The organism is Bacillus halotolerans, from assembly GCF_004006435.1.
Classification (GTDB): Bacteria; Bacillota; Bacilli; order Bacillales; family Bacillaceae; genus Bacillus; species Bacillus halotolerans.
Map to the genome: position 1 here is coordinate 3,239,035 of NZ_CP029364.1, position 23,766 is coordinate 3,262,800.

Consider the following 23,766-nt stretch of genomic DNA (forward strand, 5'->3'; position numbering starts at 1 on the left):
GACAAGCTTTTTTCTTATTTTGTTTCAAATACATAGGAAAGTGCTTTAATGGCTTGGTTCACCGTTTCAACAGTCATATTCGCTTTGTTTGAAAGCTCTTTTAATGGGTGGTGTAGCGATTCAGGACGAATGATGATCAGGGGTTTGCCTTTTGCGATGGCATAGGAAGCATCCATTGCTGTGTTCCATTGTTTATACTTTTCGCCAAACAAGGCGATTACAAAGTCGGCTTTATTCATCAAGACGGCAGTTCTGAAGTTATTGATATCAGAAGCCTTGTCGTCCTTATAGACTGCGTTTGGCTGAGCGCCCATGATTTCTTCTCCGATATTGTCTGAACGGTCGTGATGCTCCATCGGGCCGACAAACGTAATCGGCAGCTTCAGTGACTTCGTTTTCTCCTTTATTTCCTCCCGCCAATTGCTGTGGATTTCTCCGGCTAAATAGACGATAAACTCCAAACTGGATCCCTCCTTATGTATGACCATTTGTCAATTTTACCCTCATGTAAAAGATGTTAAACGAAACGTGCTTGATAATGCAAATAAAATATGATAATGATAATGGGAAAGCTTATCTTACATATTCATTCGTTGCATATAAGTGGTTTTGCCGCAAGCAGTTTGGTATGATCCAAATGGACGAGTATCGATAAACTAACATGTAAGAACATAAACAACTGGAGGGATATTTGATGAAAAAAATCGAAACAACGCAAGAGCTGGAAAAAGCGGTAAAGGATGATTGGGCAGTATTTATGTTTTCTGCTGACTGGTGCCCGGACTGCCGTTTTGTAGAGCCTTTTCTTCCGGAATTGGAAGCAGACTTTCCTGAATTCACTTACTACTATGTAGACCGCGACAAATTTATTGATACATGCGCGGAGTGGGAGATTTACGGCATTCCAAGCTTTGTTGTGTTTAATGAAGGAAAAGAAGTGAATCGTTTTGTGAGCAAAGACCGCAAAACAAAAGAAGAAATTGAACAGTTTTTAACTGACTCTCTCGCAAAAGCGTAAAGGAGGATATCCGGTTTGAAAATGACCTCAAGGAAGCTGTCAGACATATTGAAACAGCGCCTTCAGCACGAGAATCGCTCCTTTTTATTTGACAGAGAAAAAGACACCCTCCGTGTTGAGGATGAAACAACTAAAAAAGGAATTACGCTCGACCTGCCGCCGATTATTGCAAAATGGGAACTGAAAAAAGACGAAGCCATTGACGAGATCGTTTACTATGTATCAGAAGCCATGACAGCTATGGAAGGGAAGTCGCAGGAAATAACCGGGAAGGAAAGCCGCATTTATCCGGTCATCCGCTCAACCTCTTTTCCGGACAAGTCCAGCGAAGAGATTCCGCTTATTTATGACGATCATACCGCAGAAACAAGAATTTACTACGCGCTTGATCTGGGCAAAACCTATCGTTTAATTGATCAGCGCATGCTGGAGAAAGAAAACTGGACAAGGGAGCGGATCAGAGAAACGGCTGCGTTTAACCTCCGCTCTCTGCCGACGGTTGTCAAAGAGGATACAGTTGCCGGCAATCTCTTTTACTTCTTCAGAGCAAATGACGGTTACGACGCCAGCCGGATTCTGAACGAAGCGATTTTAAATGAGTATAAACAAAATGCTAAAGGTGAGCTCGCGATCTCTGTTCCGCATCAGGACGTTCTGATACTTGCTGACATTCGGAATGAATCAGGGTATGATATTTTAGGACAAATGTCGATGAGCTTCTTTGCAGGCGGCACCGTTCCGATTACGGCGCTTTCTTTCCTGTACAATGAAGGAAAGCTGGAGCCGGTGTTTATCTTGGCAAAAAGCCGTCCGAAAAAGGATTAGAAAGGATTTTTTACTTATGAACGCTTTTTATAATAAAGAAGGTGTGGGAGATACACTTCTGATCTCTCTAAAAGACGTAACGCGCGAGCAAGTAGGCTATGAAAAACACGGCGACGTCGTCAAAATTTTCAATAGCGAAACAAATGAAACGACGGGTTTTAACATCTTTAACGCGTCTTCATACTTAACCATTGATGAAAACGGCCCTGTTGCCCTTTCAGAAACATTCGTTCAAGATGTGAATGAAATGCTAAACAGAAACGGCATTGAAGAAACATTAGTCGTTGATTTATCGCCAAAGTTTGTTGTCGGATATGTTGAATCAAAAGAAAAACATCCAAATGCGGATAAATTAAGCGTATGTAAAGTCAACGTAGGAGATGAAACGCTTCAGATCGTTTGCGGCGCGTCTAATGTTGATCAAGGTCAAAAAGTTGTCGTTGCCAAAGTCGGCGCTGTGATGCCGAGCGGACTCGTCATTAAGGATGCTGAGCTTCGGGGCGTACCGTCGAGCGGAATGATCTGCTCCGCAAAAGAGCTTGCATTGCCTGACGCTCCGGCTGAAAAAGGAATCCTTGTATTAGAAGGAGACCATGAGGCTGGAGACGCATTTCAGTTTTAGACTCCCATAAATACGCCGAAAAAATCGAATCATGTAAAAAAAGCCGCTAAGCCCTTGTTTAGCGGCTTTGTTTTGCTGAAAGCTTAATCTTTTCTGGGCCGACAAGCAGTGGTATACTAAAAATCGTCCCAGAAAACTATAAGGGAGTTAGAGATGAATTATGAGTTGGCTTCATAAATTTTTTGATTTGTTTTTAGGAGAGAGTGAAGAGGACGCTGAACGGGAGACAAAACCTGCTCAAATTCCGAAACAGCCAGAATCGCATCACTCCGAAGGACAATTAAAACGATTGGAAGATCCTAAAATATATTACGAATATCCTAAAGGCAAGTTCCGTTTTCCGGTTGTGCCTGACGGATATCAAAAAAATGATTTGAGAAGGCGCCGCCCGCCATCGGAGGAACCGCAAGCGGAGCCTCGTTCGAGCGCTGCTCAGCACAGAGACCGCACAAATAATGAAAAAGAGCATCATACATATGAAAAATCAGAGCCGGCCAAGAAACCTTTTAAACCGACAAATATACCTTCGCCTGTATATGGATTTAATCAAAAACCATCTGTGAAAAAGGACGTGCCGAAACAATCTGCGGAAAAAAAAGGTGTGCAAAAAAAGCCGGAACCTGTAGAAGAGAAGGTAACGCTGCTTTCAGAAGAAATCGAACGCGAACGCAGCTATCCAATGCCGGACCGGCCGCCGCAGCAACAGAAGAAGGAGCCTCTCTTTTCATATGACCGATTCGAAGAACAGCCTTCTGGCGTCCTAAAAAGTACGAATGAAACAATGGCAAAGCACTCAGCAGAGGAGCTGTCAGACAAAAAAGTAAACGCTGGAGACGAAATGGCTCCAAAAGCTGCTGAGATGCGGTCAGAAGAAACAGAACAAATGAAGCAGCAGGAAGAATCTTTCTTGCGCGAAGAAAAATCTTGGGAAGAGACTGTGACAGGTGCCGGAATGGAAGCAGAAAAGCTGTCAGGTAACGAAGGATATGCCCGCGAAGAAGCTGTTCCGGAAACTGCTGACACCGTCTCAACTCAAGCAGAACAAACGGAAAACCAAGAGCCTGAAAAGGAAGAGCATTTCTTACCCGATGAGCGATATGGGGAAGAGGCTGTGACAGGTGCTGAAACTGAGGCAGAAGAGCCGTCAGCCAACGAAGGAAACGTTCGTGAAAAAGCTGTTCCAGAAACTGCTTACACCTCAGCCCCAACAGAAGAAATGGAATTCCATGAGCATGAAAAGCCTTTCTTGCATAATGAACGATACGAGGAAGAGACTGTGGCAGATGCCGGGCAAGAAGCAGAGGAACTGTCAGACAGCCATACAGCTGCTCACGAAGAAATTATTCCGGAAGCTGCATCAGCTCAAGTGATAGAGGAAAACAGCCAGCCTGAAGCAACCGCGGCCCAGATAAATGACTATCCAGAACCCGAACATAGCACAGAAGAGGATTCTCCATCCTATTCTGCGGCGGATGAAAGCCGGGAGGAAGAAGTTCCTGCGGGTGAAAGACGCACGGCCCCAGCAGAACAGCAGAACAGAACCGAGAAGTCGAGTAACAATCCTGAACGAAGTCCAGCACTTCAGAAGGGACCGTCTGTTCCTTTTAATGTTATGATGCTGAAAAGCGATACGCATAAACAGCAAAAAGCAGGGGAGCGCCGCGGAAGCTATGTGTTCCCAAATGTCTCACTGCTTGATGTGCCGCCAGCACAAGTTCAGGACGATACTGCGTGGATAGAAAACCAGCGTCAGCTGCTTGATTTAACTTTGAAAAACTTTAACGTTCGGGCCAATGTGGTTCATGTAACGCAAGGGCCGTCAGTCACAAGATTTGAAGTACACCCTGAACCGGGTGTAAAGGTGAATAAAATCACCAACCTGTCTGATGACATTAAACTCAGCCTGTCCGCCAGAGATATTCGAATAGAAGCGCCGATTCCGGGGAAAAACACGATCGGAATTGAAGTGCCGAACCGCACGAGCAAGGTGGTTGATTTGCGCCAAATGATTCGCAGCTCTGCTTTCAGGACGAGCACGTCACCGCTTACGGCAGCACTTGGATTGGATATTTCGGGGAATCCTGTTGTCATTGATCTGAAGAAAATGCCGCACGGTCTTATTGCCGGAGCTACAGGATCGGGAAAAAGCGTGTGCATCAATACAATTTTAGTGAGTCTGCTTTATAAAGCTGATCCGAGTGAAGTGAAGGTGCTGCTGATTGATCCGAAAATGGTAGAGCTTGCGCCTTACAACAAAATTCCTCATCTCGTCAGCCCTGTCATTACCGACGCCAAAGCGGCCACTGCTGCTTTAAAATGGGTCGTTGAGGAAATGGAGCGCCGCTATGAACTGTTTGCCCATTCCGGTGTTCGCGATATTGACCGTTTTAATCAATTAACCTCTGATCATCAAACGGGCGAAAAATTGCCGTATTTAGTTGTGGTCATTGACGAGCTTGCGGATTTGATGATGGTAGCTCCAAATGATGTAGAAGAAAGCATTGCCCGGATTGCTCAAAAAGCAAGAGCCTGCGGAATCCATTTGCTAGTCGCGACTCAGCGTCCGTCAGTCGATGTCATTACCGGTCTGATTAAAGCGAATATCCCGACGAGAATTGCGTTTTCTGTCTCCAGCCAGGTTGATTCCCGAACAATCATTGACATGGCAGGTGCGGAAAAACTTCTCGGCAAAGGAGACATGCTCTTTTTGGAGAACGGTTCTGGAAAACCGGTCCGTCTCCAAGGCAACTTTGTATCGGACCGAGAAATTGACCGTGTTGTTTCCCATGTCAGAAACCAACTGCCGCCAGCTTATTTATTCGAACAGGAAGAATTGGTCAGACAAGGCTCTGCCTTAAAGGAAGAGGATGAGCTGTTTTATGAGGCGTGCGAATTTGTTGTTGAGCAAAACAGTGCAAGCACGTCAAGCCTGCAAAGAAGATTCAGAATCGGATATAATCGGGCTGCAAGGCTGATTGATATGATGGAAGCGGAAGGTATGATCTCTGAGGCGAAAGGAAGCAAGCCTCGAGAGGTGCTGATCACTGCAAGTGATTTAATAAACGAATAATATAGGTTCATTTTCACAGCAAACATGGTATGATAATGGATAGAGCATTTAACAGCTATGCCGCTTTACAGCAAATGGGCATAGAAATCGTGATATTTAGGTTTAATCGGAAAGAAATAACCGGATACTGAACATAACAAAAAATATAAGGATACGCCGTCAGGCGGCTTTTCAGCCGCCGCGGTCGCAAATTGAAATGAACGTCATATACTGGGGAACAGATAGACGTTTGTTGGAGGTACAATTATGACTGTTTATCATTTTGTTGGAATAAAAGGGACGGGTATGAGTCCGCTTGCCCAAATACTTCATGATAATGGATATACTGTCCAAGGATCGGATATCGAAAAATTCATTTTTACACAAACGGCGCTTGAAAAAAGAAACATCACTGTTCTTCCTTTTAGCGCGGATAACATCAAACCCGGCATGACAGTTATCGCTGGAAACGCATTCCCAGACACGCACCCTGAGATTGAAAAAGCGATGTCTGACGGAATTCCGGTGATTCGTTATCATAAGTTTTTAGGTGACTACATGAAAAAATTCACCAGTGTCGCGGTTACTGGTGCGCACGGTAAAACGTCGACTACGGGGCTGCTGGCTCACGTTATCCAAAACGCAAAACCGACGTCTTTCTTAATCGGGGACGGAACAGGCCAAGGAAATGAAAACAGCGAATACTTCGTATTTGAAGCGTGCGAATACCGCCGCCATTTCTTAAGCTATCAGCCTGACTACGCGATTATGACGAATATTGATTTTGATCACCCTGATTACTTCTCAAATATTGACGATGTGTTTGACGCTTTTCAGGAAATGGCTCTTCAAGTTAACAAAGGCATTATTGCCTGCGGTGATGATGAGTATCTGCCGAAAATCCATGCGAATGTGCCTGTCGTTTATTACGGCACAGGAGAAGAAAATGATTTTCAAGCGAGAAACATTGTAAAAAGCACAGAAGGGACAACTTTCGATGTCTTTGTCCGCAATACATTCTATGACACATTTTATATTCCTGCGTATGGCCATCATAATGTATTGAACTCATTGGCGGTCATCGCGTTGTGCCATTATGAAGAAATTGACGCCAGCGTTATTAAACATGGCCTTAAATCATTTGGCGGCGTCAAACGCAGATTCAATGAGAAACAGCTCGGAAACCAAGTGTTAATTGATGATTACGCTCATCATCCGACAGAAATAAAAGTGACGATTGAGGCGGCAAGACAGAAATATCCTGATCGTGAAATCGTTGCGGTATTCCAGCCTCATACATTTACGCGGACACAGCAATTCCTTGATGAATTTGCTGAAAGCCTGAGCGGGGCAGACTGTGTGTATTTATGCGACATCTTCGGGTCAGCCCGGGAAAACGCAGGAAAGCTGACGATCGGCGACCTGCAGGGAAAAATTAATAATGCCAAGCTGATTGCAGAAGATGATACATCTGTTTTAAAAGCTCATGATAAAGCCGTTCTCATCTTTATGGGAGCAGGAGATATCCAAAAATATATGAGAGCCTACGAAAACGTCATGGCATAATAAAAAGCAGTGATTTCACTGCTTTTTATTTATCTGAAGAGAAATCCTCTTAAAGGATTTTTCAAATGTAATGGAGAATAATATGTATACAGCCCAACAGATATGTTTATGATTTTACAAATCGGGTAAACAGCAGTATATCCTGCAGCAAGGAGGTTTAAGATGATTATCATTCTTTATTTAAGCGTTGCACTAATCGCAGTAGCATTTCTCGTCTTAGTGATCTATTTGTCTAAAACACTAAAGTCACTGCAGCTGACATTAAAACATGTTGCATCCACGCTCGAAGGGCTGGAGGGACAAATGAAAGGCATTACCACTGAAACTGCCGAGCTTTTACATAAGACCAACCGCTTGGCTGAAGATATTCAGGAAAAATCAGAAAAGCTGAACACGGTCGTTCATGCTGTTCAAGGGGTGGGAACCTCTGTGCAGCAGTTCAATACATCAATGAAGCAGGCGGCAGGGTCTGTATCGGCATCAGTGAGAGAAAACCAAGATAAAATCAATCAGGTTGTCACCTGGAGCCAAGCAGCAATGGAAATTTGGGAGAAGTGGAAGCGAAAGAAATCAGCTCTTTAAGAGAGAAAAACACTTTGAGGAGGAATAATGATGAGCAAAGATGGAATTAATAGTAAAGATTTTTTAATCGGTACTTTAATCGGAGGAATCATCGGAGCCACCACTGCGCTTTTCCTAGCACCTAAATCTGGGAAAGAACTACGCGACGATCTCGGAAATCAAGCTGTTGCTCTGCGGGATAAAACAGATAAAATGACGGCAGATGCAAAAGAAAAAGGCACACAATATGTCAGCATTGCAAAAGACAAAACATCTAACATCACACAGCTTGTCGCCGATCAGTCAGGACAGATCATGAACAAGGTCAAAGATTTAAGAGACCGTTCAAAATCTGCAAATACCGAGTCATCATCTGCTACGCAAGATATGAAAAATGAAGCAATGCAGGCGGCTGACGAAGCAAAAGATCAAGTCCTCCAAACGAAAGAAGACGTAAAAGACGAGCTGAAAGATGCACAAAAACAGGCCGAGCACATCAACCGCTGAGCCCGGAAGGAGCAGACTTGACTAATGGCAAAACAGCTAATTCAATCTGAGGAAGAGTTTAAGCGTATTGCAGAAAAGGAAGGCACTTTCTTGTTTTTTAAGCACAGCTTAACATGCCCGATCAGCCAAGCCGCATTTCAAGAATTTAATGCCTTTGCAAATCAGCATGAAGAAGTGCCGGCTTACTATCTGCAAGTGCAAGAGGCACGGCCCCTGTCAAATTTCATCGCAGAAACATACGGAGTCAAGCACGAAAGCCCTCAAGTTTTCGTGATCCAAAACGGTGAAGTAAAGTGGCATACCTCACATTCACAAATTACAGAAGCGGCGATTGAGCAGCATCTGTCCTAGAAAAAAGCGTCCAGATATGATCTGGCGCTTTTTTTTTGAAAAAAACTATTGATCATTTTCTTCACATCATGTACGATAGCATCATACATTACTTTATCACTTAAAAGCGTTTGGGTAATAAAGTAGACTTTTTTTAAAATTTTGTATTTCAGTATTTCCATTTGGTTTTACTTATAGTAAGATGCATGTTAACTACAAAATAAAAAATGAATGTGCAGGGAAAGGATGAAAAAAATGAGCAACACAGAATTAGAGCTTCTAAGGCAGCAGGCAGACGAATTAAACTTGCAAATTTTAAAATTAATCAACCAGCGCGGAAATGTTGTGAAAGAGATCGGTAAAGCGAAAGAAGCGCAAGGTGTCAATCGCTTTGATCCTGTCAGAGAACGCACAATGTTAAATAAAATCATTGAAAACAATGACGGACCATTCGAAAATTCTACTATCCAGCACATTTTTAAAGAAATCTTTAAAGCAGGTTTAGAGCTTCAGGAGGAAGATCACAGCAAAGCGCTTCTTGTTTCCCGTAAGAAAAAACCTGAAGATACAATCGTTGATATCAAAGGTGAAAAAGTCGGAGACGGCCAGCAAAGATTTATCGTCGGACCATGTGCGGTTGAGAGCTATGAGCAGGTGGCGGAAGTGGCTGCGGCTGCTAAAAAACAAGGGATTAAAATTCTTCGCGGAGGAGCCTTTAAGCCTCGTACGAGCCCATACGATTTCCAAGGCCTCGGTGTAGAAGGACTCCAAATCTTAAAACGTGTAGCGGATGAATTTGATCTGGCTGTTATCAGCGAAATCGTAACTCCGGCTCATATTGAAGAAGCGCTTGACTACATTGATGTAATTCAGATCGGTGCGCGTAATATGCAGAACTTTGAATTGCTGAAAGCTGCAGGTTCCGTGAAAAAGCCTGTCCTTCTGAAACGCGGACTTGCTGCAACGATCTCGGAATTCATCAATGCAGCTGAATACATTATGGCACAAGGCAATGATCAAATTATCCTTTGTGAGCGCGGTATCAGAACATACGAAACAGCAACGAGAAACACGCTCGATATCTCAGCTGTGCCAATTCTGAAACAGGAAACGCATTTGCCGGTCTTTGTTGATGTGACGCATTCAACAGGCCGCCGCGACCTCCTTCTTCCGACAGCTAAAGCCGCTTTGGCGATCGGTGCTGACGGCGTAATGGCAGAGGTTCATCCTGATCCATCAGTCGCACTTTCTGACTCTGCTCAGCAAATGGCGATCCCTGAATTCGAAAAATGGCTGAATGAACTGAAACCAATGGTGAAAGTCAACGCCTAATGGAATGAGATCAATACAAAAGGCCGCATATGCGGCCTTTTTTTGCGCTTTCTCGTTTATTTAATTATAAAACTCAAGTATACGTTTTCATCATCTATAAAAACGTGTATAATTTCATGAGAAGTATTTAAATTTGATGAATAATGAAAAATAATGTAGACTACTGACTTACGCTTACAAATCATAAACGACATAAATTCGGACATTATGACATTTCTCTACATAAAGTGTTTATGCTATAGATAAGGATAAGTGTATCCAGTAAAAGGAGTGGTTTTAGGATGAGCAATATTACGATCTACGACGTAGCGAGAGAAGCTAATGTAAGCATGGCAACCGTTTCCCGTGTCGTGAATGGAAACCCGAATGTAAAACCGACAACGAGAAAAAAAGTCTTGGAAGCCATTGACCGTCTCGGCTACCGTCCAAACGCGGTGGCAAGAGGGCTTGCAAGCAAAAAAACAACAACTGTAGGTGTCATCATTCCTGATATCTCAAGCATTTTCTATTCAGAGCTTGCGCGCGGAATTGAAGATATCGCGACAATGTATAAATATAACATCATTTTGAGCAACTCTGACCAAAACTTGGAGAAAGAGCTGCACTTATTAAACACAATGCTCGGCAAACAGGTCGACGGCATCGTATTTATGGGCGGAAACATTACGGACGAGCATGTAGCGGAATTTAAGCGTTCGCCAGTGCCGATCGTGCTTGCCGCTTCTGTTGAAGAGCAAGGTGAAACACCATCAGTCGCAATTGATTACGAGCAGGCGATTTATGACGCGGTGAAGCTTTTGGTTGATAAGGGGCACACTGATATCGCGTTTGTTTCCGGCCCGATGACAGAACCGATCAACCGCTCAAAGAAACTGCAAGGCTACAAACGGGCGCTTGAAGAGGCGAATCTTCCGTTTAATGAACAATTTGTCGCTGAAGGTGATTACACGTATGATTCCGGACTTGAGGCGCTTCAGCATCTCATGAGCCTGGACAAAAAACCGACAGCGATTCTTTCCGCAACTGATGAAATGGCGCTCGGCATTATTCATGCCGCACAGGATCAAGGCCTTTCCATTCCTGAGGATCTCGACATTATCGGCTTTGATAATACGAGATTAAGCTTGATGGTTCGGCCGCAGCTTTCAACAGTAGTTCAGCCGACGTATGATATTGGCGCGGTTGCCATGAGACTGCTGACAAAGCTCATGAATAAAGAGCCGGTGGAAGAGCATATTGTCGAATTGCCGCATCGTATAGAGTTAAGACAGTCAACCAAGTCATAAGAAAAACAAGAAAGCAAGCTTCACCTCTAGGGTGGATTCTTGCTTTTTTCGTATGAGTGAGGAGAAATGATGAAACGTTTTGATTATCTTACACCTGTTGGTTTTGTGTTAGGAACAATTATTATTGTGATTGGAATTATTTCCGGATCGGGAGTAAGCGGTTTCCGCTCTTTTCTAGATCTGACTTCTTTCTTTATCGTAACAGGAGGGCTTTGCGCCGCTGTTTTTATCAGTTTTCCGCCGAGAGAGCTGAAAAAAACGCCCACTGTGTTAAAGCAGGCATTTATCCGCCAGGAAGACAATGTAAAAGATCTTGTGAAAACCTTCGTTTCCCTTTCCGATCATGCGCGCAAACATGGGCTTTTATCACTTGATGACCAGGCCAGAGAAATCAGAGATCCATTCTTGAAAAAGGGGCTGCTTCTGGCGGTTGACGGCTGGGATGAAGAAACGATTCGGCTTGTCATGGATTCAGAAATTGCAGCAATGGAGGAACGGCACCGCAAAGGCCGGCGTGTTTTGGAGAAGGCGGGGGAATTCGCTCCGGCGTGGGGCATGATCGGGACACTGGTCGGGCTGGTGCTGATGCTCAAAAACTTAAATGACCCTGATATGCTCGGTCCGAATATGGCTGTTGCACTTTTGACGACCTTATACGGATCATTGCTGGCAAACATGGTATTTAACCCGATTGCGGCTAAGCTCGAAGAAAAAACAGAAAGTGAAATCTTCATCAAACAGGTGATGGTGGAAGGTATCATCGGGATACAATCCGGAAAAAATCCGCGCAATCTGGAAAGCCAGCTCGTCGTTTTCAGTTCTCGGGAAGAATGGCGGAAGCAGCATAATCAAGTAAAGACAAAAAAGGGATCTGTACATGAAGCTTAGAAGAGACCGCTTTGAACGAAGGAATGGAAACGGGAAAAACAATCAATCATCCTCGGGCTGGATGGTCACCTTTACAGATCTGGTTACGCTGATCCTTGTGTTCTTTATTTTACTTTTTTCGATGTCGCAGATTGATCTGCAGAAATTTAAAGCAGCGGTGAACTCGATTCAAAAGGAAGGCAGCGGGCTTCAGCCAGACCAGACAGCCATCGATCAAAAAGACACGCCGTCAGCCGATGCAAAGAAGCAAGAGAATCAGCAGGATCAACTGCTGCAAAAAGTGAATACATACATTCAAGAGCACCAGCTGAAGGCGAAAATGACAGCAAAGCGGGATGAACGCGGTGTCGTGCTCGTTCTTCAGGAAGCGGTGCTGTTTGATTCAGGCGAGGCTAAAGTGTTGGAAAATGCTGAAACGCTTCTTCACCAAATTGCAGTTCTTCTTCAGACTATTCCAAATGATATTCAGGTGGAGGGCCATACAGACAGCCGAAATATTTCAACGTACAGGTATCCGTCCAACTGGGAGCTATCCGCAGCACGGGCAAGCGGAGTGATTCAATATTTCACATCAAAAGAGAAACTCCCGTCGAAGCGATTTATCGCTGTTGGCTATGCGGATACAAAGCCTGTAAAGGATAACAAAACAAATGAACACATGAAGGAAAACAGACGTGTAGAAATCGTCATCAAAAAATCAAAAACGACCTCTTCGTGAAGGTCGTTTTTTTATTTTGTTTTTTCCTGACGCTCTGATCGTATCGCGTATAACGCTTTGCTGACGGTTTGGGCATTTTTTTCTGTAATTTCTGGCTTGCGTGGAATCGGCGGATATAAATCGGCGGGATCGCTCCAACTGGACGGAAGGGTGACTGGGCATTGCTTTTGCCATTTTGCGATCCATTCAGATGGAATGTCATGTCCCGGATCGATCCCTTTCATTTCAAGCCATACTCGGGCCCAGGCACGGGGCACCACACGCCAAATATCATATCCGCCTCCTCCGACGGCGATCCATCTTCCGCCGCAATATTGATGCGCTAAAGCGTGAGCGAGCCGCGGAATCTGTTCGTAAATGGCAATCGTTGCTGACAAATGCGTCAGAGGATCGTAGTAATGGGCATCAGCTCCATTTTGGCTGATAATCACATCCGGCTGAAAATAAGCGGCGATTTCTGAAGCTGCTGTCTGGTAAGCCTCAATAAATGAATCATCCTCCGTAAAAGCATCAAGCGGGATATTAAAGGAATATCCGTAGCCTTTTCCGCTGCCTTTTTCCTGAATCTGACCGGTTCCGGGGAATAAATATCGTCCCGTTTCATGAATGGACAGGGTGCATACGTTGGGATTATCATAAAACGCAAATTGCACACCGTCTCCGTGATGGGCGTCCGTATCAATATACAGCACCTTGGCTTGATATTTTTTCTGAATATACTGAATCGCTACAGCGCTGTCGTTGTATATGCAAAATCCAGAAGCCCTTCCGCGAAACCCGTGGTGCAGGCCTCCCCCAAGGTTGGCAGCATGCAGTGCTTGTCCAGACATGACATAATCCGCAGCTGTTAAGGTTCCGCCGACTAATAGTGAGGCAGCTTCATGCATGCCTGCAAAGACGGGTGTATCTTCAGTGCCGAGCCCGTAGCTTTCCCCTTCTTCGGGTGGAAGTTTTCCGGCGCCGGCAAGCTGTACTGCCTGAATATAATCGTCCGTATGCACAAGAGCCAGCTCATCTTCCGCCGCAAGCCGGGGACTGACGATATCCCCCTCGTCAAAGGCATCCATCGATTTGAGCAAATCATATGTCAGCAGAACACGCTGCTGATTAAAGGGGTGCTCCTGATGAAACATATAAGTCTGATAAGAGGGAGAATAAATAAACACACTGTCCCTCATAGCTGATCCCTGTGCTCTGACGGCCATACGATGAGATGCCCGTTTTTTTGCAATTCCTGCAAAAACGGCAGCGGATTCATCGTCTTGACACGGAATACAAGCACTTTTGCGCCGGAATCGTCATGGGGATAGACAAGAACGCTCAGTATTTTTACCTGAAGTCTTTGGCAGAGGCTGCTGATATCGGCGAGGCTTTTTGTGATGTCATTTACTTTTATCTCAACCTGCGATCCGGGCTGGTCAGCGCCTGTCAGCTTCACAAAAGTCCGCAGCAAATCGGTTTTTGTCAGAATGCCGATTAACTTGTGATGCTGCACGACTGGAAGGCAGCCGATGCCGTGCTCGTAGAAAACTGCTGATATTTCTTCAACAAAATCAAGCGGATGGGCGCACACGACGTCTTTTTTCATAATGGATTCAACGCTTCGTGTGAGAAAACGGCTGCGTTTGCTTTCTTCAAATATGCTGGGGCTGGCCTGTTTCATATCTCTGTCTGTAATCATCCCAATCACATGGCGGTCTTCATTAATAACAGGCAAATGCCTGATATGAAATTCCTTCAGCTTGTGTATTGCCGTTTCAAGCGTATCCGTTTTCGTTAATGTGATGACATCCTTTTTCATGATTTGCTCAACAATCATTATCTTTTCCCCTTTGTCAGTGTCAGTTAATACATATAACGATGATAAAAACGGAGCCTGTCAAATCGTTCAATTGATTCCTGGCTGACGTTTTTTCCGATGCGCGCCATCAGGCAGTTCGCAGGATGGGAGCTGATCTCTGGCTCATCGGTGGCAAACCAGACCAATCCGCCTGCGTTCATCATTTTCTCCATGATCTTTCTGTACTCCCACACATCCTTTTTCATCCCTTTTAAATCCCAATGCCAGTAATATTCTGTCGTCATCACAATGTAGTTCTCCATTTGTTCGTCCATCATGCTGACGGTCAGAAGCGTTTTTCCGACAGAACATCCCCGGTATTCCGGCGCCACCTCAATGGCTCCGAGCTCAAGCAAATCCTCCATATTTCCTTCTGACCATCTTTCGAGCGGGTCAGGGTATAGATACGTTACATAGCCGACAATGGCCTGGCCGTCTCTGGCAATGATAATGCGTCCCTCAGGAAGGCCGGCAATATCGACTAATGCTTCATGCTGTTCCCGGGGCGGCCGAAATGCGGTCAAATCCTTATGAAACTCATAACCTGCCAAGTCTTCTGGAGAGACAGGCCCTTCTATCAGTAAGGAGCCGGTTGCTGTTTTGATGTTTGCAGAGTGATATGTTTTATGATGTTCCACTGATTCACCGTCCCATCAATTTCTATAAAAAATACATGCCTCCTTTAAGAATAACAAATTATAAAGCGTTTTCAACATGGTTTATATTTTAAAAATTGAGAAGAATATGAATATATACTATAATAAATGTGACAACTTCAGCAAAGGGGGATGTTTTGACATGAATTTGAAAGCGTTACCAGCTATAGAGGGGGATCATAACCTAGAAAACTACGATGAAACGTATCGGCAATTTGATTGGTCCGAAGCGGAAAAACATTTCTCTTGGCATAAGACAGGGAAATTGAACGCGGCTTATGAAACGATAGACCGCCACGCCGAATCTTTTCGGAAAAACAAAGTAGCGCTTTATTATAAGGACGCAAAACGGGATGAAAAATACACATTTAAAGAAATGAAAGAAGAAACAAACAGAGCCGGGAATGTACTGAGACGGTATGGAAATGTGGAAAAAGGGGACCGCGTTTTTATTTTTATGCCGAGATCACCCGAGCTTTATTTTATTATGCTAGGCGCTATCAAAATCGGCGCAATCGCCGGGCCGTTATTTGAAGCGTTTATGGAGGGGGCTGTTAAGGACCGGCTGCAAAACAGCGAGGCAAAGGTTGTCGTCACGACGCCTGAGCTTTTGGAAAGGATTCCGGTTGAAAAGCTGCCTGATTTACAGCATATATTCATAGTCGGCGGCCAGGCTGAAAAGAGAGGAACAAACATCATTCATTATGATGAAGTGGCTAAGCATGAGAGCACAAGACTGGACATTGAATGGATGGACAGGAAAGACGGCTATTTGCTTCACTATACATCAGGATCTACGGGTACGCCGAAGGGTGTGCTTCATGTCCATGAGGCGATGGTTCAGCAGTATCAGACAGGAAAATGGGTCCTTGATTTAAAGGAAGAGGACATTTATTGGTGCACGGCCGACCCAGGCTGGGTGACTGGAACGGTGTACGGGATTTTTGCGCCGTGGCTGAACGGAGCGACAAATGTTATTGTCGGCGGACGATTCAGCCCGGAAAGCTGGTATGGAACGATTGAGCAGCTTGGCGTAAACGTCTGGTACAGCGCGCCGACTGCCTTTCGAATGCTGATGGGAGCCGGAGATGAGATGGCTGCCAAATATGATCTGACTTCACTCCGCCATGTGCTGAGTGTCGGTGAACCTTTAAACCCGGAAGTGATCAGATGGGGGCATAAAGTTTTTCATAAACGGATTCATGATACATGGTGGATGACAGAGACGGGCGGACAGCTGATCTGCAACTATCCTTGCATGGATATTAAACCAGGCTCGATGGGAAAACCGATTCCCGGTGTAGAAGCAGCAATCGTTGACAATCAGGGGAACGAGCTTCCGCCGTATCGAATGGGGAACCTCGCCATTAAAAAGGGCTGGCCATCTATGATGCACACGATTTGGAACAACCCTGAAAAATACGAATCTTATTTTATGCCTGGCGGATGGTATGTGTCTGGTGATTCTGCCTACATGGATGATGAAGGGTATTTTTGGTTCCAAGGCAGAGTGGACGATGTCATCATGACCTCCGGTGAGCGCGTCGGACCATTTGAAGTGGAAAGCAAGCTTGTCGAACATCCGGCAATTGCGGAGGCGGGGGTCATTGGAAAACCTGATCCCGTGCGCGGCGAAATCATCAAAGCCTTTATCGCTCTCAGAGAAGGGTTTGAGCCATCTGATAAACTGAAGGAAGAAATCCGCCAATTTGTCAAACAAGGTCTTGCAGCCCATGCGGCTCCGCGTGAAATTGAATTTAAGGATAAGCTGCCAAAAACACGGAGCGGTAAAATCATGAGACGTGTGCTGAAGGCGTGGGAACTGAATCTTCCGGCCGGAGACCTGTCAACGATGGAGGATTAAAAGGCGCCGTTGACACGGGATTTTATTTATGTTAAAAATGATATAGCTTCATATGAAAAGGTAAAGATTGAGACAAGTAGAATATCCTTACGTTCCAGAGAGCTGATGGCCGGTGAAAATCAGCACAGACGGATATATCGAATACACTCATGAACCGCTTTTGCAAACAAAGCCGCTCAGGCTTTCAGTAGTGAAAGAACGGACCTGATCCGTTATCAGGCAAAGTGATAAGAGCGAAAAGCTGTATGTATGCTCTTATTAGTAGGGTGGTACCGCGATAATCAATCGTCCCTTCGTTTACACGAAGGGGCGTTTTTATTTTATTAAAAAAGGAGCTTTATCTCATGACAAACTTACTTGAAGACTTATCCTTCCGCGGATTGATTCAGCAAATGACGGATGAAGAAGGACTGAATAAACAGCTGAACGAAGAAAAAATCCGCCTGTACTCAGGCTTTGATCCGACAGCAGACAGCTTGCATATCGGGCACCTGCTGCCCATTTTAACACTCCGCCGTTTTCAGCTTGCGGGGCACCATCCGATTGCGCTTGTGGGCGGCGCGACGGGTTTAATCGGCGATCCGAGCGGAAAAAAAGCTGAGCGTACATTAAACACGGCTGATATCGTTGTCGAATGGTCGCAAAAAATCAAAAATCAGCTTTCAAGATTTCTTGATTTTGAATCAGCGGAAAATCCAGCTGTTATGGCAAATAACTACGACTGGATCGGAAACATGAATGTGATCGACTTCCTTCGTGACGTCGGCAAAAACTTCGGCATCAATTACATGCTGGCAAAAGATACAGTCAGCTCCAGAATCGAATCCGGCATCTCTTACACGGAATTCAGCTACATGATTCTTCAATCTTATGATTTCTTAAACCTGTACAGAGAGAAAAACTGTAAGCTGCAAATCGGCGGAAGCGATCAATGGGGCAACATTACAGCTGGCCTTGAGCTGATCAGAAAATCTGAAGAAGAAGGAGCAAAAGCATTCGGTCTTACCATTCCGCTTGTAACGAAAGCGGACGGCACAAAATTCGGAAAAACCGAAGGCGGCGCAATTTGGCTTGATAAAGAAAAAACGTCCCCATATGAGTTCTATCAATTCTGGATCAATACAGACGACCGTGATGTAGTGAAATATTTAAAATACTTCACGTTCCTTTCAAAGGAAGAAATCGAAGAATATGCTGAAAAAACTGAAACAGCACCTGAAAAGCGTGAAGCGCAAAAACGCCTGGCAGAAGAAGTGACAGCGCTCGTTCACGGACGCGAGGCACTGGAGCAAGCGATTAATATTTCCCAAGCATTGTTCAGCGGCAATATTAAAGAGCTTTCTGCCCAAGACGTAAAAATCGGTTTTAAAGATGTGCCTTCTCTAGAAAAAGACAGCGCTGAAGAACTGTCACTCGTAGATGTGCTGGTTGAATCGAAACTGTCACCGTCTAAACGCCAAGCCCGTGAAGATATTAAAAACGGAGCCGTTTACATTAACGGTGAACGCCAGACAGAAATTGACTATATCTTATCTGCTGAAGACCGCATTGAAGATCAATTTACTGTTCTGCGCCGCGGGAAGAAAAAATACTTCCTTGTCACATATAAATAAGAAAAAAACATCCTTTGCTTAATTGGCAAAGGATGTTTGTGGTTTAGCGCATAGGAATTTGAGGGAAAGAGTATATTAGATAGGGCAAACACGACCATTCACCACCTTTTCAATAGGAGGGAGAGCTCACCGTGAATCTCATGTGTACGATCGCCAAAGAAAGATTGCAGCGGGATTATTGGGAGCAGCAGGCCAGAGAAAGTGTTGTCCAGCAGGAAACGGTAGAAGAATCAGACGAAAAAAAACTCCCAACCGCATAGCGGCTGGGGTTTTTTAAACGATTAACGAGAGTAGAACTCAACGATAAGCGCTTCGTTAATTTCCGGAGCAAGTTCAGAACGCTCTGGAAGACGAGTGAATGTACCTTCAAGCTTTTCAGCGTCGAAAGTAAGGTATTCAGGAACGAAGTTGTTTACTTCAACAGATTCTTTGATGATAGAAAGGTTTCTTGATTTTTCGCGAACACCGATTGTTTGACCAGCTTTTACTTGGTAAGACGGGATGTCAACGCGGCTTCCGTCTACAGTAATGTGGCCATGGTTAACCAATTGGCGAGCTTGGCGGCGAGTACGCGCTAAACCTAGCTTGTACACAACGTTATCAAGACGAGAATCTAAAAGAATCATGAAGTTTTCGCCGTGTTTACCAGTCATTTTTGCAGCTTTGTCAAACAATGTACGGAATTGACGTTCGTTTACACCGTACATGTGACGAAGCTTTTGCTTTTCTTGCAATTGCAAACCGTATTCTGATAATTTTTTACGTTGTCCTGGGCCGTGTGGACCTGGAGCGTAAGGGCGTTTTTCTAATTCTTTTCCTGTTCCGCTAAGAGAGATTCCTAGACGGCGGGACAGTTTCCAAGATGGACCTGTATAGCGAGCCATAATGTGACTCCTCCTTTGGTTTTATTTTTGTGGAAAATAAAAACCGTCTGTTCTATTCGACCATGGACATTTTGTTTTCATGTATCCTCGCTCCAGCAGCAGAGAGTTACACGATACACCTTACTGATAAGGAACAAAATGAAAACATAGAAGCTGAACAAAAAGGCTGCAATATTTCACACAAAGGTCATTATATAATTTATTTGTTTTGAAGTCAACCATTCATCCATTATCGCTTTGCTGTTTATGATATAATAAACAAAAATTAGTGGTAAACTTTTTAGGTGATAAAACATGATAGAACAAACAAAAGATCAATTACCCGCCTTTCGTTATCATATGCTCGATTTTTTATTAACCAAATCTGTAAAGGTCTCATTCACCGACTCTCTTTTATGGCTGACATCGGCTATTCAAACATATTTTCCATCACTTTGCGTATCCCTTTTACCGTCTCCATCTGATCACATGGCACAAATGGCAGAGGATGAAGTGCATTTTTCTGCATCGAAAATAAATGCCTCATTTTATGTTATCGAGGATCATGTCTCCGGCAGGAGCTTTCATTTAACATGCAGGCAGGACGGAGTGTTTCCGGAAGAGCTTCCGGATTTGATTTCTTCTTTTTTGAATCAGTCAATGAAACAGGAAAGACTTTATATCAAAACAATCTATCAAAAAAAGATATACAAGATGACAGAACTGTTCCATTCGCTGCTCGACCAGACGGAAGTGTTGAAGAAGCTTCTTGAAAGCTTACACACCACGTTTCCCCTGTTTCAATTTTCTCTGTTTATTTCTCATGATCAGGACCAATGTATAGGTGTTCCTGCAAAGGAACTGTATATGGAAGGGGAAGATGCCGATTCCTTTGCGCTTAAAGTCTATCTATCCGGGAACATTTTGCGGAAAAATGAAACGGTCGCTTACATCCCAATTAAAGGGCAGCAGGGAACGTACGGCGTTCTGATGGCAGGTGGGGCGGGAGACAGTCCTCTTACCGACGTGTACCTTGATGAAATGTCACTGATAGCAAATGCGGCGGGAAAGGCGTTTGAAAATGCCCAGCTCTATGAACAATCCAAAACAAGTATTGCAAACTTGGAATTAATTAATGAAACATCGCGCCGTCTCAACCAGCGGCTGACGCTGACGGATACGATGAACGATCTTGCTGTGAGAATGGCTGAATCATTTCATGCTGAAGAAGTGGGTTTTTTCCATATTGACCATTTTGAACATCAGACACTGCTTCCCGGGAGCACAGCATTTTTTAAAGAAACGAAGTCGTCTGATATATATAATGAAATAAAAGAAAAACTGTACGAAGGTGAGAATGGCGTTTTTATCGGAAATGGACAGTCTGTGTTTGGAAAAGCCGGATACGGTTCACTTATGGCTGTTCCGATGATGGAGAATGACCAGCTCCTGGGATTTGCCGTTTTGCTGAAAAAGGAAATGTACGCTTTTACATTTGAAATGTACAAGCTGTTCCAAGCGCTGATTCATCACGCAACGCTGGCTGTGACCAATTCGATGCTTCGCGACCGCCTTGAGCATCTGGTGAAAACGGATCAGTTGACAGAGCTGTATTCAAGAGTCTATTTAGATGAAAAAATTCAATACAGCATGAAAATTCATCAAAAAGGCGTTTTTATTCTTGTTGATATTGATAATTTTAAAAATGTAAATGATACGTACGGACATCAGACAGGGGACGAGATTTTAATACAGGTCGCTTCCGTTATCAAAAGCAATATTCGAAAGCATGATGTCGGCGCCCGCTGGGGGGGCGAGGAGCTGGCGGTTTACCTTCCGAATGTGACGGTTGCTGTCGGGAAACGGATTACCGAAAGGCTTGTTTGTGCGGTGAGAAAAAGCACGAAGCCTGAGGTGACGATTTCATGCGGAATCTCCTGCTGGGACTCAGAATCGAAAAAATCCTTGAAGGAGCTTGTTCACGAGGCCGACGAAGCGCTTTACACCGCGAAACGCAGCGGGAAAAACCGTTTGATGATTCACGAGTCGATAAAATGAAAAAAGCCCAAAACGCTACATGTTTTGGGCTTTTGTTGTATGCTCTACACTAAAGCTTTTTCAAGGATTTCTGCAAATTGTGTAAGATACTTTTCATCGATCTCATCAAATCGGTTTTTGACAGGGCTGTCAATGTCCAAAACGCCGACTAGGTTTCCGTCTACATGAATCGGAAGCACAATTTCTGATTGAGATGCTGCATCACAGGCGATATGTCCCGGAAATGCGTTTACATCCGCAACTCGCTCTACTTTTCCGTTTGCATATGCTGTTCCGCAAACGCCTTTGCCGAAAGGAATACGGACACATGCCGGCAGACCTTGAAATGGCCCTAACACAAGCTGTCCTTCCCCTTCTTTAGCAAAATAGAAACCGGCCCAGTTGACCTCAGGCAATGAATGATAAAGCAGTGCTGACGCATTTGCGTAGTTTGCAATTTGGTCTGTTTCGTCTTCTGTTATGGCTTCGAGCTGTTTGAGCAGAAGCTGGTAGTCTTTTTCTTTATCTCCAGATTGTTGTTCGACATGAAACATGGAAAACCCTCACTTTTTCTATAATATAAAACAAAATCCCGGCTTTTCTGCCGGCATTTGTCGATAAGTTCTTACAGGAACAGCCGGTCTCCGCCTTGAATTTGTAACAAGAGGAAGGAGTGAGCCGGTATGAAAGTAAGCACCAAAGACAAAATTATTGAATCTGCTGTCATGCTCTTTAACCAAAAAGGATTTTCTGGCACATCTGTCCGTGAAATTGCAAAGTCAGCTGATGTAAATGTTGCGCACATCTCCTACTATTTTAAAGGCAAAGGAGGTTTGATGGAACACTTAGTTTCAGAGTTTTACGAAGGCTACAATAAAACACTTGAAACAGCGGCAGGCAACATCTCTTTTCAAAGCACGCAGGAACAGCTTCTCCAATTGGTTTTCGATATTTTATCCTATCAGCATAACAATCGTCAATTAACTCGGTTTGTCTACCGGGAAGTCACCATTGATTCGACTTTAATAAGGGAAATAATGTCGACGTACCTGATGAAGGAAAAGTATATCTTCCAGCTGATTATTGAGGAAGGAGAAAAACAGCGAGAACATTTAACGCTGCCGCTGCCTCATTTTATTCTTCAATTAAAATCTCTCTTGATGATGCCCTATCTCCAGCCTCAATATATTTCAGAAGTGCTCTATATGCAGCCGCACGAGCCGTACTTTTATAAAATGTATTTTGAGGAAATCAAGATTTGGATCAGAAGCGTATTCCGGACAGGAGACATGCGGTCACAAATTAGCGCAGTTCAGTAAATTTCTCATACGCGTATCCGACATCACCCGCTTGATGGGCATCAGACCCGAATACAAGCGGGATGTTTTTTTGCTTCGCCGCCTCAATCATCCAATCCTCCAGATAAATATCCCCCGCGTATGTTTTTCTCAGACCTGATGTATTAAAGTCGAGCTCCATTCCGTTTTCCTTGACAGCGTTCAGGCACTCAGAAGCAAGTCTGTGAATATGATCGGACATTTTATAAGGAAACAGCCTGATGAATTTTTTAACGAGTGTGATGTGACCGACTCTTTTTGGCTTATAGGCGCCGAGAGATGCTACAATAGAAGAATAAATGCTGCGGTAATACAGTTCATATACAGCTTCGATGCTTCCGCACTCTGAGATCAGCTTTTTAAATGTATGCTCATCATAGTCGAGGCACAGATAAGACGAGCTTGTGCGCAAAAAATGAACGGATAAGATGCTGTCATCTAAAAATGGGCCGTATGTATTCAGAAACGATTTGATTTCATCTTCGTATTCAGCAATATAATCGACCTCAAGCCCGGTCCGTATGTCAAGCTGTCCGCGATATTCTTTTTTTAATCCGGAAATTTCATTAATGTAGCGTTCCAAAGAGGCTTGCGCCATCGCGCTGTCTTTTTGCGGTGTCGGATCGGTAAAAGAGGGAGGCAAAGGAGCGTGCTCTGTAAACGTAATTGATTGAAAGCCTTTTTTTATCGCTTCCTCCGCATATTGTCTGAGTGTGTCTGTTGTTCCGTGAGGGCAAAATGGTGTGTGAATATGTCCGTCTCGCTTTAGCATTGGTGTCACCCCGTGAAAAAATAGTCAAATCCTGCCGATTTTGCACAAAAAGTTTTTGATTTCTGCTCAAAAAATGTTGGTT

Annotated in this window: 25 protein-coding genes and 1 other annotated feature; of the genes, 18 read left to right on the forward strand and 7 right to left on the reverse strand. The window is 44.2% G+C overall.

Annotated elements, in window-relative coordinates; translation table 11 throughout:
* Window positions 1-14 precede the first annotated feature (14 nt).
* Window positions 15-461 carry a YtoQ family protein gene (locus DIC78_RS16640; RefSeq protein WP_024122523.1) on the reverse strand — a complete coding sequence of 149 codons (447 nt, stop codon included), beginning with the start codon at window positions 459-461 and terminating at the stop codon, window positions 15-17.
* Window positions 462-538: 77 nt separating this feature from the next.
* On the opposite strand from DIC78_RS16640, the gene DIC78_RS16645 reads away from it, so the two are divergent.
* The 13 genes from DIC78_RS16645 to motS all read left to right on the forward strand — a co-directional run bounded on the left by DIC78_RS16645 (window position 539) and on the right by motS (window position 12,702).
* Window positions 539-655 (forward strand): hypothetical protein, encoded by a 117-nt coding sequence (locus tag DIC78_RS16645; RefSeq protein WP_125825412.1) that lies wholly within the window; start codon window positions 539-541, stop codon window positions 653-655.
* 39 nt (window positions 656-694) lie between these two features.
* The gene (locus tag DIC78_RS16650; RefSeq protein WP_010331513.1) at window positions 695-1,018 is read left to right on the forward strand and encodes a thioredoxin family protein; all 324 of its coding nucleotides are present in this window, start codon (window positions 695-697) and stop codon (window positions 1,016-1,018) included.
* Window positions 1,019-1,033: 15 nt separating this feature from the next.
* Entirely contained in the window at window positions 1,034-1,843 is an 810-nt protein-coding gene (locus DIC78_RS16655) for a DUF1444 domain-containing protein (RefSeq protein ID WP_024122522.1), read from the forward strand.
* Window positions 1,844-1,859: 16 nt separating this feature from the next.
* Window positions 1,860-2,465, forward strand: a complete 606-nt coding sequence (ytpR, locus tag DIC78_RS16660; RefSeq protein ID WP_106020273.1) for a YtpR family tRNA-binding protein — start codon at window positions 1,860-1,862, stop codon at window positions 2,463-2,465.
* A 160-nt stretch (window positions 2,466-2,625) separates the two neighbouring features.
* Complete coding sequence (locus tag DIC78_RS16665) at window positions 2,626-5,535, forward strand: DNA translocase FtsK (RefSeq protein ID WP_127696645.1); 2,910 nt, start codon at window positions 2,626-2,628, stop codon at window positions 5,533-5,535.
* A 246-nt stretch (window positions 5,536-5,781) separates the two neighbouring features.
* Complete coding sequence (gene murC / locus DIC78_RS16670; RefSeq protein ID WP_024122519.1) at window positions 5,782-7,080, forward strand: UDP-N-acetylmuramate--L-alanine ligase; 1,299 nt, start codon at window positions 5,782-5,784, stop codon at window positions 7,078-7,080.
* 162 nt (window positions 7,081-7,242) lie between these two features.
* Entirely contained in the window at window positions 7,243-7,662 is a 420-nt protein-coding gene (locus tag DIC78_RS16675) for a DUF948 domain-containing protein (RefSeq protein ID WP_024122518.1), read from the forward strand.
* Between the two features lie 30 nt (window positions 7,663-7,692).
* On the forward strand, window positions 7,693-8,148 hold the full coding sequence (locus DIC78_RS16680; RefSeq protein ID WP_024122517.1) for a YtxH domain-containing protein: 456 nt from the start codon (window positions 7,693-7,695) through the stop codon (window positions 8,146-8,148).
* Between the two features lie 24 nt (window positions 8,149-8,172).
* Window positions 8,173-8,499 carry a bacillithiol system redox-active protein YtxJ gene (ytxJ, locus tag DIC78_RS16685; protein ID WP_024122516.1) on the forward strand — a complete coding sequence of 109 codons (327 nt, stop codon included), beginning with the start codon at window positions 8,173-8,175 and terminating at the stop codon, window positions 8,497-8,499.
* A 234-nt stretch (window positions 8,500-8,733) separates the two neighbouring features.
* The gene (locus tag DIC78_RS16690; RefSeq protein WP_024122514.1) at window positions 8,734-9,810 is read left to right on the forward strand and encodes a bifunctional 3-deoxy-7-phosphoheptulonate synthase/chorismate mutase; all 1,077 of its coding nucleotides are present in this window, start codon (window positions 8,734-8,736) and stop codon (window positions 9,808-9,810) included.
* Window positions 9,811-10,091: 281 nt separating this feature from the next.
* The gene (ccpA, locus tag DIC78_RS16695) at window positions 10,092-11,096 is read left to right on the forward strand and encodes a catabolite control protein A (RefSeq protein ID WP_024122513.1); all 1,005 of its coding nucleotides are present in this window, start codon (window positions 10,092-10,094) and stop codon (window positions 11,094-11,096) included.
* A gap of 69 nt (window positions 11,097-11,165) precedes the next feature.
* On the forward strand, window positions 11,166-11,984 hold the full coding sequence (gene motP, locus DIC78_RS16700; RefSeq protein ID WP_024122512.1) for a flagellar motor protein MotP: 819 nt from the start codon (window positions 11,166-11,168) through the stop codon (window positions 11,982-11,984).
* Window positions 11,974-12,702 (forward strand): flagellar motor protein MotS, encoded by a 729-nt coding sequence (gene motS, locus DIC78_RS16705; protein WP_105953385.1) that lies wholly within the window; start codon window positions 11,974-11,976, stop codon window positions 12,700-12,702. The genes motP and motS overlap by 11 nt, the downstream gene beginning before the upstream one ends.
* Window positions 12,703-12,713: 11 nt before the next feature.
* Here the strand turns inward: motS and DIC78_RS16710 are convergent, their stop codons facing one another.
* The 3 genes from DIC78_RS16710 to acuA are packed head-to-tail and all read right to left on the reverse strand — an operon-like array spanning window position 12,714 to window position 15,180.
* Window positions 12,714-13,880 carry an acetoin utilization protein AcuC gene (locus DIC78_RS16710; RefSeq protein WP_059335601.1) on the reverse strand — a complete coding sequence of 389 codons (1,167 nt, stop codon included), beginning with the start codon at window positions 13,878-13,880 and terminating at the stop codon, window positions 12,714-12,716.
* Entirely contained in the window at window positions 13,877-14,521 is a 645-nt protein-coding gene (locus DIC78_RS16715; RefSeq protein WP_024122509.1) for an acetoin utilization AcuB family protein, read from the reverse strand. Before DIC78_RS16715 ends, DIC78_RS16710 begins: the two co-directional genes overlap by 4 nt.
* A 26-nt stretch (window positions 14,522-14,547) precedes the next feature.
* Entirely contained in the window at window positions 14,548-15,180 is a 633-nt protein-coding gene (gene acuA / locus DIC78_RS16720) for an acetoin utilization protein acetyltransferase AcuA (protein ID WP_069487059.1), read from the reverse strand.
* Window positions 15,181-15,340: 160 nt separating this feature from the next.
* On the opposite strand from acuA, the gene acsA reads away from it, so the two are divergent.
* The 3 genes from acsA (at window position 15,341) to sr7p (ending at window position 18,935) form a co-directional block, all read left to right on the forward strand.
* A complete protein-coding gene (gene acsA, locus DIC78_RS16725; RefSeq protein WP_101863501.1) occupies window positions 15,341-17,062 on the forward strand; it encodes an acetate--CoA ligase in 1,722 nt (573 codons plus the stop codon).
* 54 nt (window positions 17,063-17,116) lie between these two features.
* Window positions 17,117-17,358: a binding site (T-box leader), on the forward strand.
* A gap of 48 nt (window positions 17,359-17,406) precedes the next feature.
* Window positions 17,407-18,675, forward strand: coding sequence for a tyrosine--tRNA ligase (gene tyrS / locus DIC78_RS16730; protein ID WP_024122506.1), 1,269 nt, complete (start codon window positions 17,407-17,409; stop codon window positions 18,673-18,675).
* 131 nt (window positions 18,676-18,806) lie between these two features.
* Window positions 18,807-18,935 (forward strand): small protein SR7P, encoded by a 129-nt coding sequence (gene sr7p / locus DIC78_RS22010; protein WP_262927561.1) that lies wholly within the window; start codon window positions 18,807-18,809, stop codon window positions 18,933-18,935.
* A 21-nt stretch (window positions 18,936-18,956) separates the two neighbouring features.
* Here the strand turns inward: sr7p and rpsD are convergent, their stop codons facing one another.
* On the reverse strand, window positions 18,957-19,559 hold the full coding sequence (gene rpsD / locus DIC78_RS16735) for a 30S ribosomal protein S4 (RefSeq protein ID WP_024122504.1): 603 nt from the start codon (window positions 19,557-19,559) through the stop codon (window positions 18,957-18,959).
* 294 nt (window positions 19,560-19,853) lie between these two features.
* Here rpsD and DIC78_RS16745 point away from each other — a divergent pair, with 294 nt between their 5' ends.
* The gene (locus DIC78_RS16745; RefSeq protein ID WP_024122503.1) at window positions 19,854-21,596 is read left to right on the forward strand and encodes a diguanylate cyclase domain-containing protein; all 1,743 of its coding nucleotides are present in this window, start codon (window positions 19,854-19,856) and stop codon (window positions 21,594-21,596) included.
* A gap of 44 nt (window positions 21,597-21,640) precedes the next feature.
* Here DIC78_RS16745 and DIC78_RS16750 read toward each other — a convergent pair whose 3' ends face one another.
* A complete protein-coding gene (locus DIC78_RS16750; RefSeq protein ID WP_101860116.1) occupies window positions 21,641-22,129 on the reverse strand; it encodes a GAF domain-containing protein in 489 nt (162 codons plus the stop codon).
* 129 nt (window positions 22,130-22,258) lie between these two features.
* Between DIC78_RS16750 and refZ the strand changes: the two genes are divergently transcribed.
* A complete protein-coding gene (gene refZ / locus DIC78_RS16755; protein ID WP_010335311.1) occupies window positions 22,259-22,894 on the forward strand; it encodes a transcriptional regulator RefZ in 636 nt (211 codons plus the stop codon).
* Here the strand turns inward: refZ and hisJ are convergent.
* On the reverse strand, window positions 22,878-23,684 hold the full coding sequence (gene hisJ / locus DIC78_RS16760; protein WP_106020268.1) for a histidinol-phosphatase HisJ: 807 nt from the start codon (window positions 23,682-23,684) through the stop codon (window positions 22,878-22,880). The genes refZ and hisJ overlap by 17 nt on opposite strands.
* Window positions 23,685-23,766 lie beyond the last annotated feature (82 nt).

What these genes read in the sequence shown, in the direction of transcription:
- DIC78_RS16645 (WP_125825412.1), top strand. Translation starts at nt 539, where the DNA reads ATGCAAATAAAATATGATAATGATAATGGGAAAGCTTATCTTACATAT.
- DIC78_RS16650 (WP_010331513.1), top strand. Translation starts at nt 695, where the DNA reads ATGAAAAAAATCGAAACAACGCAAGAGCTGGAAAAAGCGGTAAAGGAT.
- ytpR (WP_106020273.1), top strand. Translation starts at nt 1,860, where the DNA reads ATGAACGCTTTTTATAATAAAGAAGGTGTGGGAGATACACTTCTGATC.
- DIC78_RS16665 (WP_127696645.1), top strand. Translation starts at nt 2,626, where the DNA reads ATGAGTTGGCTTCATAAATTTTTTGATTTGTTTTTAGGAGAGAGTGAA.
- murC (WP_024122519.1), top strand. Translation starts at nt 5,782, where the DNA reads ATGACTGTTTATCATTTTGTTGGAATAAAAGGGACGGGTATGAGTCCG.
- DIC78_RS16675 (WP_024122518.1), top strand. Translation starts at nt 7,243, where the DNA reads ATGATTATCATTCTTTATTTAAGCGTTGCACTAATCGCAGTAGCATTT.
- DIC78_RS16680 (WP_024122517.1), top strand. Translation starts at nt 7,693, where the DNA reads ATGAGCAAAGATGGAATTAATAGTAAAGATTTTTTAATCGGTACTTTA.
- ytxJ (WP_024122516.1), top strand. Translation starts at nt 8,173, where the DNA reads ATGGCAAAACAGCTAATTCAATCTGAGGAAGAGTTTAAGCGTATTGCA.
- DIC78_RS16690 (WP_024122514.1), top strand. Translation starts at nt 8,734, where the DNA reads ATGAGCAACACAGAATTAGAGCTTCTAAGGCAGCAGGCAGACGAATTA.
- ccpA (WP_024122513.1), top strand. Translation starts at nt 10,092, where the DNA reads ATGAGCAATATTACGATCTACGACGTAGCGAGAGAAGCTAATGTAAGC.
- motP (WP_024122512.1), top strand. Translation starts at nt 11,166, where the DNA reads ATGAAACGTTTTGATTATCTTACACCTGTTGGTTTTGTGTTAGGAACA.
- motS (WP_105953385.1), top strand. Translation starts at nt 11,974, where the DNA reads ATGAAGCTTAGAAGAGACCGCTTTGAACGAAGGAATGGAAACGGGAAA.
- DIC78_RS16710 (WP_059335601.1), bottom strand. Translation starts at nt 13,880, where the DNA reads ATGAGGGACAGTGTGTTTATTTATTCTCCCTCTTATCAGACTTATATG.
- DIC78_RS16715 (WP_024122509.1), bottom strand. Translation starts at nt 14,521, where the DNA reads ATGATTGTTGAGCAAATCATGAAAAAGGATGTCATCACATTAACGAAA.
- acsA (WP_101863501.1), top strand. Translation starts at nt 15,341, where the DNA reads ATGAATTTGAAAGCGTTACCAGCTATAGAGGGGGATCATAACCTAGAA.
- tyrS (WP_024122506.1), top strand. Translation starts at nt 17,407, where the DNA reads ATGACAAACTTACTTGAAGACTTATCCTTCCGCGGATTGATTCAGCAA.
- rpsD (WP_024122504.1), bottom strand. Translation starts at nt 19,559, where the DNA reads ATGGCTCGCTATACAGGTCCATCTTGGAAACTGTCCCGCCGTCTAGGA.
- DIC78_RS16745 (WP_024122503.1), top strand. Translation starts at nt 19,854, where the DNA reads ATGATAGAACAAACAAAAGATCAATTACCCGCCTTTCGTTATCATATG.
- DIC78_RS16750 (WP_101860116.1), bottom strand. Translation starts at nt 22,129, where the DNA reads ATGTTTCATGTCGAACAACAATCTGGAGATAAAGAAAAAGACTACCAG.
- refZ (WP_010335311.1), top strand. Translation starts at nt 22,259, where the DNA reads ATGAAAGTAAGCACCAAAGACAAAATTATTGAATCTGCTGTCATGCTC.
- hisJ (WP_106020268.1), bottom strand. Translation starts at nt 23,684, where the DNA reads ATGCTAAAGCGAGACGGACATATTCACACACCATTTTGCCCTCACGGA.